This window comes from Streptococcus infantis (genome assembly GCF_964243025.1).
Taxonomy (GTDB): Bacteria; Bacillota; Bacilli; order Lactobacillales; family Streptococcaceae; genus Streptococcus; species Streptococcus infantis_N.
Genome location: NZ_CAXTDJ010000004.1, coordinates 1 through 12,148 on the forward strand (window position 1 = coordinate 1; position 12,148 = coordinate 12,148).

General features: G+C 41.4%; 13 protein-coding genes. 3 read left to right on the forward strand and 10 right to left on the reverse strand.

Annotated elements, in window-relative coordinates:
* On the forward strand, positions 1 to 569 hold a 569-nt coding region (locus tag ACESNQ_RS05305; RefSeq protein WP_373075577.1), incomplete at its 5' end, for an LPXTG cell wall anchor domain-containing protein.
* Between the two features lie 190 nt (positions 570 to 759).
* Here the strand turns inward: ACESNQ_RS05305 and ACESNQ_RS05310 are convergent.
* From ACESNQ_RS05310 to ACESNQ_RS05355, 10 genes are all read right to left on the reverse strand, one after another.
* The gene (locus ACESNQ_RS05310; RefSeq protein WP_373075579.1) at positions 760 to 1,200 is read right to left on the reverse strand and encodes an ASCH domain-containing protein; all 441 of its coding nucleotides are present in this window, start codon (positions 1,198 to 1,200) and stop codon (positions 760 to 762) included.
* On the reverse strand, positions 1,142 to 2,044 hold the full coding sequence (locus tag ACESNQ_RS05315) for a putative PEP-binding protein (RefSeq protein ID WP_373075581.1): 903 nt from the start codon (positions 2,042 to 2,044) through the stop codon (positions 1,142 to 1,144). The genes ACESNQ_RS05310 and ACESNQ_RS05315 overlap by 59 nt, the downstream gene beginning before the upstream one ends.
* Complete coding sequence (locus ACESNQ_RS05320) at positions 2,022 to 2,522, reverse strand: NUDIX hydrolase (protein ID WP_223332830.1); 501 nt, start codon at positions 2,520 to 2,522, stop codon at positions 2,022 to 2,024. Before ACESNQ_RS05320 ends, ACESNQ_RS05315 begins: the two co-directional genes overlap by 23 nt.
* Positions 2,523 to 2,532: 10 nt before the next feature.
* Positions 2,533 to 3,231 (reverse strand): 3-oxoacyl-ACP reductase, encoded by a 699-nt coding sequence (locus tag ACESNQ_RS05325; RefSeq protein WP_373075583.1) that lies wholly within the window; start codon positions 3,229 to 3,231, stop codon positions 2,533 to 2,535.
* Complete coding sequence (locus ACESNQ_RS05330; protein WP_247921394.1) at positions 3,224 to 3,460, reverse strand: DUF2829 domain-containing protein; 237 nt, start codon at positions 3,458 to 3,460, stop codon at positions 3,224 to 3,226. Before ACESNQ_RS05330 ends, ACESNQ_RS05325 begins: the two co-directional genes overlap by 8 nt.
* Positions 3,461 to 3,558: 98 nt before the next feature.
* Positions 3,559 to 4,485, reverse strand: coding sequence for an aldo/keto reductase (locus ACESNQ_RS05335; RefSeq protein ID WP_373075585.1), 927 nt, complete (start codon positions 4,483 to 4,485; stop codon positions 3,559 to 3,561).
* A gap of 101 nt (positions 4,486 to 4,586) precedes the next feature.
* Positions 4,587 to 6,584 (reverse strand): methionine--tRNA ligase, encoded by a 1,998-nt coding sequence (metG, locus tag ACESNQ_RS05340; RefSeq protein WP_373075587.1) that lies wholly within the window; start codon positions 6,582 to 6,584, stop codon positions 4,587 to 4,589.
* Positions 6,585 to 6,720: 136 nt separating this feature from the next.
* The gene (locus ACESNQ_RS05345; RefSeq protein WP_373075589.1) at positions 6,721 to 7,980 is read right to left on the reverse strand and encodes an ABC transporter permease; all 1,260 of its coding nucleotides are present in this window, start codon (positions 7,978 to 7,980) and stop codon (positions 6,721 to 6,723) included.
* Position 7,981: 1 nt separating this feature from the next.
* Positions 7,982 to 8,683, reverse strand: coding sequence for an ABC transporter ATP-binding protein (locus ACESNQ_RS05350; protein WP_373075591.1), 702 nt, complete (start codon positions 8,681 to 8,683; stop codon positions 7,982 to 7,984).
* A complete protein-coding gene (locus ACESNQ_RS05355; RefSeq protein WP_373075593.1) occupies positions 8,667 to 9,854 on the reverse strand; it encodes an efflux RND transporter periplasmic adaptor subunit in 1,188 nt (395 codons plus the stop codon). The genes ACESNQ_RS05350 and ACESNQ_RS05355 overlap by 17 nt, the downstream gene beginning before the upstream one ends.
* A 239-nt stretch (positions 9,855 to 10,093) precedes the next feature.
* On the opposite strand from ACESNQ_RS05355, the gene gor reads away from it, so the two are divergent.
* On the forward strand, positions 10,094 to 11,440 hold the full coding sequence (gor, locus tag ACESNQ_RS05360) for a glutathione-disulfide reductase (protein WP_373075595.1): 1,347 nt from the start codon (positions 10,094 to 10,096) through the stop codon (positions 11,438 to 11,440).
* A gap of 142 nt (positions 11,441 to 11,582) precedes the next feature.
* Positions 11,583 to 12,122: a biotin transporter BioY gene (locus ACESNQ_RS05365; RefSeq protein WP_368910806.1), complete on the forward strand. Its 540-nt coding sequence runs from the start codon at positions 11,583 to 11,585 to the stop codon at positions 12,120 to 12,122.
* The last annotated feature ends 26 nt before the right edge of the window (positions 12,123 to 12,148 follow it).

A 12,148-nucleotide genomic window follows, 5' to 3' on the forward strand; every position in this document is an offset into this window, starting at 1 on the left:
CTGACGCTCCAACAACAACTGAAGCTCCAACAACTACTGAAGCTCCAACTACTACTGAAGCTCCAACTACTACTGAAGCTCCAACTACTACTGAGGCTCCAACTACTACTGAGGCTCCAACTACTACTGAGGCTCCAACTACTACTGAGGCTCCAACAACTACTGAAGCTCCAACTACTACTGAAGCTCCAACTACTACTGAAGCTCCAACTACTACTGAAGCTCCAAAAACGACTGAAGCCCCAACAACTACTGAGGCTCCAACTACTACTGAAGCTCCTTCAGAAGTTACAACAACAACTGAAGCCCCAACAACAACTGAAGCCCCAACAACAACTGAAGCTCCAACAACAACTGAAGCTCCTTCAGAAGTTACAACAACAACTGAGGCTCCAACTACTACTGAAGCTCCTTCAGGAGTTACAACAACAACTGGAGCTACAACAACAACTGAAGACAAACCAGGACTTCCAAATACTGGTGAACGTAATAGCCTAGTTGTTTCTGTTGTTGGTGTTGCAATGCTTATCGTAGCTGTAGGAACAGTTTTACATTATCGTAAAAAATAATCAACCAATGTAGAAGTGATATGAATAGGGATTCAAAAGACAAACATCTTTGAAATACTTTATCCACAACTTCACTTGATAGATTCAAAAAAGCGGACATGATTGTCCGCTTTTTGTTTGCTCATTTTATCATTTAAAGTTAGAAAAAAGCTTTGGATAATGATTTCCAAAACTCTCTTATGTCTGCTTTTTACAAGGGGTAGACCTTGTGAAATTCTTCTAAAACAACCTTGCTGTCAGGTGTAAAAGTCAGACCTGCTTCTCCTAAGCAGTCTTTGAAAAAGTCTTCATGAACCTGACGCCAATAGGCTAAAGATTTGTCTCCCTCACCTTCCTTGTAGGCATGGTCGGCTGAAACCTGATAGAAAGGCTGAACGGAAACCTTTGTAATTTCAACGATGCAGACAGCTTGATCTTGACTGTCCAAAATGACATCGAAAGTCCTTTCTTGTGGCAGGGGTTCGTCCTCTAGTGCGTATAGGTCGTAAGCTGAGGCTGTTGCCGTTTTTTCGCCTCTTAGAACTAAGTCAGCCAAGAGATCTGCTTCCACTCCAAAAGCCCAGGCGTCTATCTCATCTCCGATAGAGGGGTTGATTTTCTTGTAGGCATTCCACATTTCTTGCGGTGTCATGAGTTCTCCTTTGTAATTTTTTACTTTCTTCTTTTATATGTTTAAGATGGTCTGGATGATCAATTTCTAAATCAAAAATCTCTGGAATAGAGCTGTAATGGAGAACACATTCGATACCCATCTGATTCATTTTTTGTATGAAAGAAGTATTCAGATAGCCTGCTACAGCAAAATCAATTTTTTTCTTCCTTGCTTTATCCTGCATCTGTCTCAGCATTTCTAACATAATGGGGCTTTCCATATCATGCCATTGACTGTTTCTTACAGTCGCAAAAATAAATGAAGTCAAATCATTCATTCCAACTACAATCTTTGAAATACCAGTTTCCAGTATCCTGTCCAAGTCAAAATAAGCTGACGGTAATTCAACCATTGTTCCAACTTTTCCAGTAAAACCATGCTGGCGCAATACTATAATAGCTTGTTTTAACTGTTCAGCATCATTCACAAAAGGAAAAATAACAGACAGATTGGGATTGGTTTGATAAACTTCTGTAACGACATGTGCCTCAGCCTGAAATTCATCCAAACACGCCAGTAAACGCCTAGTTCCTCTATATCCAAATAAGGGGTGGCTTTCGTCAAAATACTCTTTAGTCCCGTCTAGACTATTTGCTTCTGCATTTGTTAACTCTGAAAAGCGATACCAGACTTCTTCATCAGGGTACAAATGACAAATAGTGTCTAGATAATCTCTTACAAATTGCTGACAACTTGGTAACAGGATGTTTTGACTGATTTCCCTCACCAAATATTCGCCACGAATCAAGCCGACGTGGTGCAATAAATGGGGATAAACTTTTTCAACAATTTTTTCGCCACTAAGAGCTAGTTGATTTTGCATGTTTTACCTTCCAATTCATGTAAGAGGTCTTGTCCAATTCTGGAAATCCTCGTAACTCTGCCTTCACTTTTAATACTAAAGGCGAGGCATTTTTTTCGGTAATTTCTTCCAAATTCAGCCAAATGACATTTGCTGAATCATTACTTCCATCAAGAACTTCATGAGGAAGGGATTTTTGAGAGCTCTCGAAATCGAGCACGATATCATAAAAGGCCATGATATGATGTACAGCGAAGTCTTCCCCCTCTTCTTGAACCAGCACGTCATAAATCCTAGGATTGCAATAACGGCTAAGAGTATAGCCCGTCTCTTCTAGAACTTCTCTCTTAAGGGTTTCTGTCAACCCCTCACCGAGTTCCTGACTACCACCCGGTAGATCAAAACGATGTTGATAGGGGCCTCTTGTTTTTTCAATACAGAGCAGTTTCCCCTCTTGAAGACAGACTCCGTATACCCCAAAGTGATTTTTGATTTCCATCCAACTCCTCCTACTTCAAAGACCAACCACCATCAATAGTCAAGATTTGTCCCTGCATGGCGCTTGCTTTTCCACCTGCTAAAAAGAGGCTAACTTCTGCCACTTCTTCTGGCTCAATCCAGCGTTTGATAGGTGTTTCACTAGCAACCCAGTCCGCCAAACCACCTGGTTCAAAGTCAGCTGCCGTCATGCCCGTCTTGACTGCACCAGGAGCAATCCCAAAGACCTGAATTCCAGCTTCAGCATAGTCTAGTGCCAACTGCTTGGTAAAACCAGCCAAGGCATGTTTGGACGAGGTATAGGCGTGCCCACCACCGCCTGCTAGACTTGAGGCAATGGAACACATATTGATGATGATTCCTTTTTTATTCTCCAGCATTTGCGTTAAATAATGTCGCGTCAACTCCACTGGAGTTACGTAATTGATTTCAAAAATCTCTTGGATTTCCTGAGCAGATTGTTCTAGTAAAGGTTTGTAGTCATCCAAAACCCCAGCTGTATTGCAGAGAACATCCACCTGAGGACACCAATCAAAAATTGGTTCCAAGTCAAGCGTTAAATCACGTTGTAAAAAGTGAAAGTCGTCCTGTAAATCAGGATTTTCACCCTGATCCACTCCAAAAACCTGATAACCTTTTTCTAAAAAGAGTCGAGCTTGAGCCAGACCAATCCCTGAGCTAACACCTGTAATCAATACACGTTTAGTCATGGACTTCCACCCAATCCGTCGCTAAGACATCACAAGGAGTTGGACTCCACATAGAAAAACCTTCTCCTTCACCAGATACGTTGATGAGGAAATAGGGTGTCACTTCAAGGGCGACGCCATTTTGTTCAATGGTATCAAAGAGCTGGACAAAGTTTTCAGCTCCACCCCAGCCAGTACGTACATATTTCTTTTTCGCCTTTAGTCCAGGCAGGATTTCTTCGAATGTCATGTTTTTTTCCTTTGTTATCTATAAATCTTAATTTCATTATAACAAAAAACCGTTTTTCAACGGCTTTTTGACTGTGATTTCTTAAAATGCATTTTTTCCTATGGCAAATCATTCCCTGCTGCGAGGTAAATCTCATACCATTCTTTTCGAGTTAGGTTGACATGACTTGCTTGGCTTGCCTCTATTAAATGCTTTGGATTGGTTGTTCCTACTACTGCCTGCATCTTAGCTGGGTAGCGTAAGACCCAAGCGATAGCAATAGCTGAAGGGCTCACACCGTATTTTAAGGCTAATCGATTTAGGACTTGGTTTAGTTGTTTGAACTTCTCATTGCCGACAAAATTCCCTTTGAAATATCCGAACTGCAAGACTGACCAGGCCTGAATAACCATGTCGTTTAATTTGCAGTATTCAAAGATGCTACCATCACGCAAAGCTGCCTTGTCACCTTCCATATTGACATGGAAACCTGATTCAAATCCTGGCGTGAAAGCTGCGCTTAGTTGTAATTGATTGATAGACAAAGGTTGTTTGACCTCTTTCTTCAGCAATTCCATCATCATAGGATTTTGATTGGACACACCAAAGTTTCGAACTTTACCTGATTTGTGTAGAATATCAAAGGCTTGAGCCACTTGATCAGCTTCCATCAAGGCATCTGGGCGATGGAGAAGCAAGCTATCTAGATAATCAACCTGCAATCTTTTTAGAATCCCGTCTACTGATTCTAAAATATAATCTTTTGAAAAATCAAAATAGGTAAATTCTGCTATGCGAATGCCACACTTGGACTGGATCCACATCTTTTCTCGCAGGTCAGGACGATTGTTTAACACTTGACCCAGTAATTCTTCGCAACGACCTCCACCATAGATATCTGCCAAGTCAAAGGCATTGATTCCTACAGATAGGGCTGTTTCAACCAACTCCTCAACCTCTTTAACCGACTTGTCACTGATTCGCATCATGCCTAGAACGATTTCGGACAATTCTCTTTTCTCTTGACCAAATGGAATGTATTTCATGGCAATTTCCTCCGTTTTTCTTCATTATAAAGTAGAATGCCTCTTTTATCAACTGATACCTTACAAAAGAAAAGAACCAGCTCAAACTGGTCCTTTTTTAATTATCCAATTACACTTCCGTTTGGTACAGCTGGATCAACTGTTAGAAGGGTTAATTTGCCATCATGTTCAGCTGAGAGAATCATCCCTTGGCTGACATATTTTTTCATCATTTTACGTGGTTTGAGGTTGGCAACGATTTGTACTTTCTTGCCGACCAATTCTTGTTCGTTTGGATAGTATTTTGCAATACCAGAAAGGATTTGACGGTCTTCACCATCTCCAGCATCCAAGCGGAATTGAAGCAACTTGTCAGAACCTTCTACTTTAGAAACTTCTTTTACTTCAGCAACACGAATTTCAACTTTGTCAAAGTCTTCAAACTTGATTTCTTCCTTGTGGAGTTTGAGTTCGACTTCATCTGGATTCCATTCTTTTTCGACAGCTGGCTTGTTGCCTTCCATTTGTTCCTTGATATAGGCGATTTCTTCTTCCATATCGAGACGTGGGAAGATTGGTGTTCCTTTGGCAACTACAGTCACACCTGCAGGGAAATCAGCCAAGCTCAAGTTTTCAAGGCTAGAAACTTCTGCTAGACCAAGTTGTGTCAAGACTGCACGACTGGTTTCCATCATAAATGGCTCAATCAAGTGAGCTACGACACGAAGGCTAGCTGCCAAGTGGCTCATCACACTTGCCAATTGGTCACGGTGCGCTTCGTCCTTAGCCAGTACCCATGGAGCTGTCTCATCGATGTATTTATTAGTACGTGAGATGAGAGTCCAGACTGCTTCAAGTGCACGTGGATAGTCAACTGCTTCCATATGTGTATTGTAGTCAGCGATTGATTGTTCTGACACTTGAGCAAGTTCATTGTCAAAGTCTGTTACACCTTCTACATAGGCAGGGATTTGACCATCAAAGTACTTGTTAATCATTGAAACCGTACGGTTGAGGAGGTTCCCAAGGTCGTTTGCTAATTCATAGTTGATACGCCCTACATAGTCCTCTGGAGTGAAGGTCCCGTCTGAACCAACTGGAAGGCTACGCATGAGGTAGTAACGAAGTGGATCGAGACCATAGCGCTCTACCAACATTTCAGGATAAACGACATTCCCTTTAGACTTGGACATCTTACCGTCTTTCATGACAAACCAACCATGGGCAATCAAGCGGTCAGGTAATTTAACATCCAACATCATAAGAAGGATTGGCCAGTAAATCGAGTGGAAACGAAGGATGTCTTTCCCAACCATTTGGAAGACTGTTCCATTCCAGAACTTATCAAAGTTAGCATGTTCATCTTGACCATAACCAAGAGCAGTCGCATAGTTAAGAAGAGCATCAATCCAAACATAGACAACGTGTTTTGGATTTGATGGGACTGGTACTCCCCATGTAAAGGTTGTACGAGACACTGCCAAATCTTCTAAACCTGGCTCGATGAAGTTACGTAGCATTTCATTGAGACGGCCATCAGGAGTGATGAAGTCAGGATGTGATTCGAAAAATTCGACCAAGCGGTCTTGGTATTTGCTGAGGCGAAGGAAATAAGACTCTTCTGAAACCCATTCAACCTCGTGACCTGATGGAGCGATACCACCCGTCACATTTCCAGCTTCGTCACGGAAAACTTCCGCAAGCTGGCTTTCTGTAAAGAATTCCTCATCTGATACTGAATACCAACCAGTGTATTCACCCAAGTAAATATCATCTTGAGCAAGCAAGCGTTCAAAGACTTGAGCTACTACTTTTTCATGGTAGTCATCAGTTGTACGGATAAATTTATCATATGAGATATCCAATAATTTCCAGAGTTCTTTAACTCCAACTGCCATTCCGTCAACATAGGCTTGAGGTGTGATTCCAGCTTCTTCAGCTTTCTGTTGGATCTTTTGACCATGCTCATCAAGACCTGTCAGATAAAAGACATCGTAGCCCATCAGGCGTTTGTAACGAGCTAGGACATCACAAGCGATGGTAGTGTAGGCAGAACCGATATGAAGTTTACCAGATGGATAGTAAATCGGTGTTGTAATATAAAAATTCTTTTCAGACATAATATTTCCTTTCCAGGCTAATGAAACCTGTTTTTATAACACTTCATTATACCATATTTTTAGTGATTTTCGAAATGGAAATCCATACAAAAAACAAGATAGACAAGTGTCCATCTTGTTTTTCCTGTTGAATGTCTTATTCATAGCGAAGTGCTTCAATTGGATCAAGCTTAGAGGCTTTGTTGGCTGGTAAAACACCGAATATCATACCGATACCTGCTGAGACCGCTAAACTAAAGAGAGCTATTGGGATGGATACGCCAACTTCGATTCCTGCAATCATATTTTGAAGTAGAGCCCCTGCAAGCATCGTCACTCCTGCAGCGAACAGAAGACCGATGAGGCCACCTAACATGGTCAAAATCATAGATTCAATCAAAAATTGAACCAGAATATTCCCACGTGTTGCTCCTAGCGCTTTACGTAGACCAATCTCACGAGTACGCTCTGTCACTGAAACAAGCATAATGTTCATAACACCAGTACCACCGACAAAAAGGGAAATCCCCGCAATAGCACTAATAATCGTTGTTATGAAGCCAAAGAGTTGTTGAATTTCTTGGAAGGCAGCAGACGCATCTGCAACTTGATATTCCCCTTGTTGAAGACCTGCAATCTCTGTCATTCTTCTAGCCAATTCTGGACCCAAAGTCTGAGTCAGGGCCGTATCGTTAACACGAAACACAATATCAGAAATTTCGTCGGTGTTAAAATTGGCCGCAAGAGAAATATTGGTCGTGATTGGTAGTCCTCCAATTCCAAAGGTTTTTGCAGCCTTAGCTTCCTTACTTGCATAAACACCAATAACACGATAACTGATTTCATTTACTTCAACAATTTGGTTGAGAGCTTCTTGCGCTGAACCAAAAAGGCTATTAGCAAGTTCTTCATCTAAAATGATAACACTAGCGAAATCCTTATAATCTTGTGTTCTTAAACTACGGCCTGCAACGATTTTGTTTTCAACCGCATCCATATAGGTGATGTTTCCACCTGTCAAGCTCGCACGTTCAACCTTTTTATCCTTATAAGTCAAGGTCACATTGGATGAGTTGGTTACATAGTAGCTGTCCACACCCTTGAGCTTAGCAGCTTCCTTAACCCAGGCCTCTTGAGGTTTTGGTGGTTCAACAAGAACACCTTCCTCTTTACCAGAAAGGGTTAGAGCAGATTGCTTCTGGGTAAAGGAACCGTCCTTACTCTTTGTAGGTGAGAAAAAGACATGGATGTCTTTCTGGGACTTGGTCATATTTTTATTGACCTGACGAGACATGGAATCTCCCAAAGCCATGATAACTACAACAGAGGAAACACCTATGATAATACCGATCATGGTTAAGAATGATCGCATCTTGTGGGCCATGATAGATGAAAAGGCAAATTTCAGATTCTGCATCTTAGTTTTCCTCCTTTTCTACTTGAGCACTGTCAGACGAAATGACACCATCGCGGATGACAATTTGACGCTTCGCATAGGCAGCAATTTCAGGCTCATGCGTTACCATAATGATGGTTTTTCCTTCTTTGTTCAATTCAACTAAGAGTTGCATGATCTGATTTCCTGTTTTGGTATCCAAGGCTCCAGTAGGTTCATCTGCCAAGATGATAGAAGGATTATTAACGAGTGCACGCGCTATGGCTACTCTCTGCTTCTGACCACCTGATAATTCTGATGGTAAGTGATGGCTTCTGTCCGTCAACTCAACTTTTTCCAGATACTCTTCTGCTAATTTGCGACGCTTTGAAGCACCAACTCCTGCATAAATCAGAGGAAGTTCCACATTTTGGAGGGCATTCATTTTAGACAAGAGAAAGAATTGTTGAAAGACGAAGCCGATTTCTTGATTTCGAACCTTGGCTAATTGTTTTTCACCCAAACCAGCTACTTCTTTTCCGTCTAGAAAATACTGACCACTTGTAGGTGTATCTAACATACCAATGGTATTCATGAGGGTTGACTTACCAGAACCAGATGGTCCCATGATAGCCACGAATTCTCCCTCATGAACTTCTAGGTTAATGTCTTTAAGGACTTGAAGTTCTTGATCACCATTTCGATAGCTTCGGCAGATATTTTTGAGGCTAATTAGTTGCTTCATCAGTCTTCACCTCTTTTCCTTCTTGCAAGGAAGCTGTCGGATTACTGATGACTTTTGCTCCATCTGTCAGACCAGATGTGATCTCTTGGTTTTCTGCATCTGCATTACCCAATCCAACTTCAACTTTTTTGGCCTTCTGATTTTCATCAAGAATCCAAACATAGTTTTTATCTTCTTCCATGACAATACTTGTAATAGGAACAAGCAATGCTTTACTCATGCTTTTCACTTCGACACTGACAGTAAAACCTTGTTTCAGATCACCAATTTCACTAGTTACATCGACCGTATATGGATATTTAGAACCTGTGTTTGAACCAGCTAAGCTACTGCTTGCTTCACTACTGTTCTTTGGATAATTTGAAATATAGCTAATCTTACCATTCCAAGTTTTATCTGGGTAAACCTTAGAAGTAAAGGTAACTTCTTGGCCTACAGATAGATTGGCAAGGTTGTACTCAGAAAGTTCTCCCTTGACCTGCAAGTTGTCGTTACTAACGATATGTACCAATACTTGGCTATTTCCTGTTGGAGATTTTGAAACATTGCGATTGACTTCGACAACTGTTCCCTCTACAGTACTCAATACAGTAGCAGAATTCAACTGGGCTTGAGCTTTTTCGAGTTGCGCTTCTGCATCTGCACGCACATCACGAGCATCGCTGATTTGAGAATCAATAGCAGCTGTGGCAGAACCGGATGACTGAGCTGGTGCTTGTCCAGTTGCTCCTTCTAAACCTGCTTGTGGAAGGCTAGGTGTTGCTGCGGCGGTATTTCGAGACTCATTCAGTTCATTGATATGACGGTCAGCTTTCGCAACTGCACGACTGGCAGCATCATAGGCAGCCTGGGCTTCTGTACTACTATACTTGACTAGTGCCTGGCCTTCACTTACCTTATCTCCTACAGAAACCAAAACCTCATCCAAGTCACCCTTACTTGCATCATAATAAACATATTGTTCATTCTGAGCCGTCACAGTACCGGATAAGAGAACTGATGAAGCTACTGAACCCTCTTTTGCAAGAGTAATCTTTGCAGTTTCATCTTTTGTTGCAGCTTGATTTGGTTGTCTTAATAGAAGAACGGCAGCCGCTCCCACTACAAGAACTGATGCAACACCGATAGCTGTAAATAAAGGCCATTTCTTGGCTTTTGACTTTCTTTTCATATCAATACTCCTTTTTAATTGCATATATTAAGATTATAGCACATATCTTAAAAATGAACAATTGCTTTCTGACCATCCAAAAATATTTGCTAAATCTTTTATTGTTGTGTTAGTTATATAATACAACTTCTTTTTTATTTTTGCAAGCATTTTCTTAAGAAATTTAAGCGTAGCAGATTTTTGCATTGATTTCCAAAAAAAGATAGAATATGACTAGAAAACAACTAAAGGAGCTTTCTATGAGAGAATTTGATATTATCGCCATCGGTGGAGGTAGCGGAGGTATTGCTACCATGAATCGTGCTGGCGAACATGGTGCTAAAGCCGCAGTTATTGAGGAAAAGAAATTAGGAGGAACTTGTGTCAATATTGGCTGCGTTCCTAAGAAAATCATGTGGTATGGAGCACAAATTGCCGAGAGTATCCACAAATATGGACCTGACTATGGTTTTACAAGCACTAATAACGAATTTAATTTTGCAACACTTCGTAAGAATCGTGAAGCTTATATTGACCGTGCTCGCTCGTCTTACGATGGAAGCTTCAAGCGCAACGGGGTTGATTTGATTGAAGGACGTGCTGAGTTCGTTGATGCTCATACTGTCAGTGTTAATGGCGAATTGATCCGTGCTAAGCATATTGTGATTGCGACTGGAGCTCATCCTCATATGCCAGCTATTCCTGGCGCTGAACTAGGTGGTAGTTCTGATGATGTCTTTGCCTGGGAAGAGTTACCTGAATCGGTAGCTATTCTAGGTGCTGGTTACATTGCTGTCGAATTGGCTGGCGTACTCCATACCCTTGGTGTACAGACTGATTTATTTGTCCGTCGTGAACGTCCACTTCGTGGATTTGATAGCTATATTGTTGAGAGCTTGGTTCAAGAAATGGAAAATACTGGACTAAACCTCCACACCCATAAGGTTCCGACAAAACTTGAAAAAACCGAAGAAGGCATTCAAATTCATTTTGAAGATGGTAGCACGCATACTGCTAGTCAAGTTATCTGGGCTACAGGTCGTCGTCCAAATGTTGAAGGACTAAATCTGGAAAAAGCAGGCGTTACCCTTAACGAACGTGGTTTCATCCAAGTTGATGAATACCAAAACACCGTCGTTGAAGGTATCTACGCACTTGGAGATGTTACAGGTGAAAAGGAACTAACGCCTGTCGCTATCAAGGCTGGTCGTACCCTATCAGAGAGACTTTTCAACGGTAAAACCAATGCCAAAATGGACTACACTACTATTCCAACTGTAGTTTTTTCACACCCAGCAATCGGAACAGTCGGTCTGACTGAGGAAGAAGCTATCAAAGAGTACGGCCAAGAAAACGTTAAAGTCTATACTTCAAAATTTGCATCCATGTATTCTGCCGTTACTAGTCACCGTCAAGAAGCTCGCTTCAAGCTCGTTACAGCTGGTGCAGACGAAAAGGTAGTTGGACTTCATGGTATCGGCTATGGCGTCGATGAAATGATTCAAGGTTTCGCAGTTGCTATCAAGATGGGAGCTACAAAAGCTAACTTTGATGCTACTGTCGCTATCCACCCAACCGGCTCAGAAGAATTTGTGACCATGCGTTAAAACAAAAGAGAGACCCCTTGGTCTCTTTTTTTTATCTCAATCGGCCGTTACAAAAAGAGTTAACTATTTTAAAATTAACGGTTGACTTTATCTGACAAGATTATATAATAGTTACTATAAATAAAAAAAGAGGTTAACTATTTTGAAAAAAGCACATATCTATGCCATTCCTGCTATAGGAGCTGCTCTTATTGCAGTATTAGCCCAGATTAGTATTCCCATTGGTCCCGTTCCTTTCACTCTGCAGAATTTTGCTATTGGACTGATAGCAACTGTTTTTAGACCTAGAGAAGCTGTCCTCTCTGTTGGACTTTATCTATTGCTAGGTGCTATCGGTATTCCTGTTTTTGCTAGCGGAGGGGCTGGTTTTCATGTTTTGGTAGGACCAAGTGCTGGTTATCTTTGGTTCGACCTTGTCTATGCGGGACTTACTTCCTATCTCATTCATACAAATAGTGGCGTCTTACGTATTTTCTTTGCAAATCTCTTGGGAGATTCTCTTGTCTTTGTAGGTGGTATTCTCAGCCTCCACTTCTTAGCTGGTATGCCTTTTGATAAAGCAGTCGCAGTTGGTGTTATTCCCTTTATCATTCCTGATCTTGCAAAAATCGTTGCCATCAGTTTTATCGGCCGACCACTACTCCAACGTCTTCGTACACAAGCTTATTTTTCAAACAAATAAAAGAGGCCGGGATTTTCCCTAGCCTC

Coding starts and splice junctions, on each gene's coding strand:
- ACESNQ_RS05310 (WP_373075579.1), bottom strand. CDS start 1,200: ATGACACCGCAAGAAATGTGGAATGCCTACAAGAAAATCAACCCCTCT.
- ACESNQ_RS05315 (WP_373075581.1), bottom strand. CDS start 2,044: ATGCAAAATCAACTAGCTCTTAGTGGCGAAAAAATTGTTGAAAAAGTT.
- ACESNQ_RS05320 (WP_223332830.1), bottom strand. CDS start 2,522: ATGGAAATCAAAAATCACTTTGGGGTATACGGAGTCTGTCTTCAAGAG.
- ACESNQ_RS05325 (WP_373075583.1), bottom strand. CDS start 3,231: ATGACTAAACGTGTATTGATTACAGGTGTTAGCTCAGGGATTGGTCTG.
- ACESNQ_RS05330 (WP_247921394.1), bottom strand. CDS start 3,460: ATGACATTCGAAGAAATCCTGCCTGGACTAAAGGCGAAAAAGAAATAT.
- ACESNQ_RS05335 (WP_373075585.1), bottom strand. CDS start 4,485: ATGAAATACATTCCATTTGGTCAAGAGAAAAGAGAATTGTCCGAAATC.
- metG (WP_373075587.1), bottom strand. CDS start 6,584: ATGTCTGAAAAGAATTTTTATATTACAACACCGATTTACTATCCATCT.
- ACESNQ_RS05345 (WP_373075589.1), bottom strand. CDS start 7,980: ATGCAGAATCTGAAATTTGCCTTTTCATCTATCATGGCCCACAAGATG.
- ACESNQ_RS05350 (WP_373075591.1), bottom strand. CDS start 8,683: ATGAAGCAACTAATTAGCCTCAAAAATATCTGCCGAAGCTATCGAAAT.
- ACESNQ_RS05355 (WP_373075593.1), bottom strand. CDS start 9,854: ATGAAAAGAAAGTCAAAAGCCAAGAAATGGCCTTTATTTACAGCTATC.
- gor (WP_373075595.1), top strand. CDS start 10,094: ATGAGAGAATTTGATATTATCGCCATCGGTGGAGGTAGCGGAGGTATT.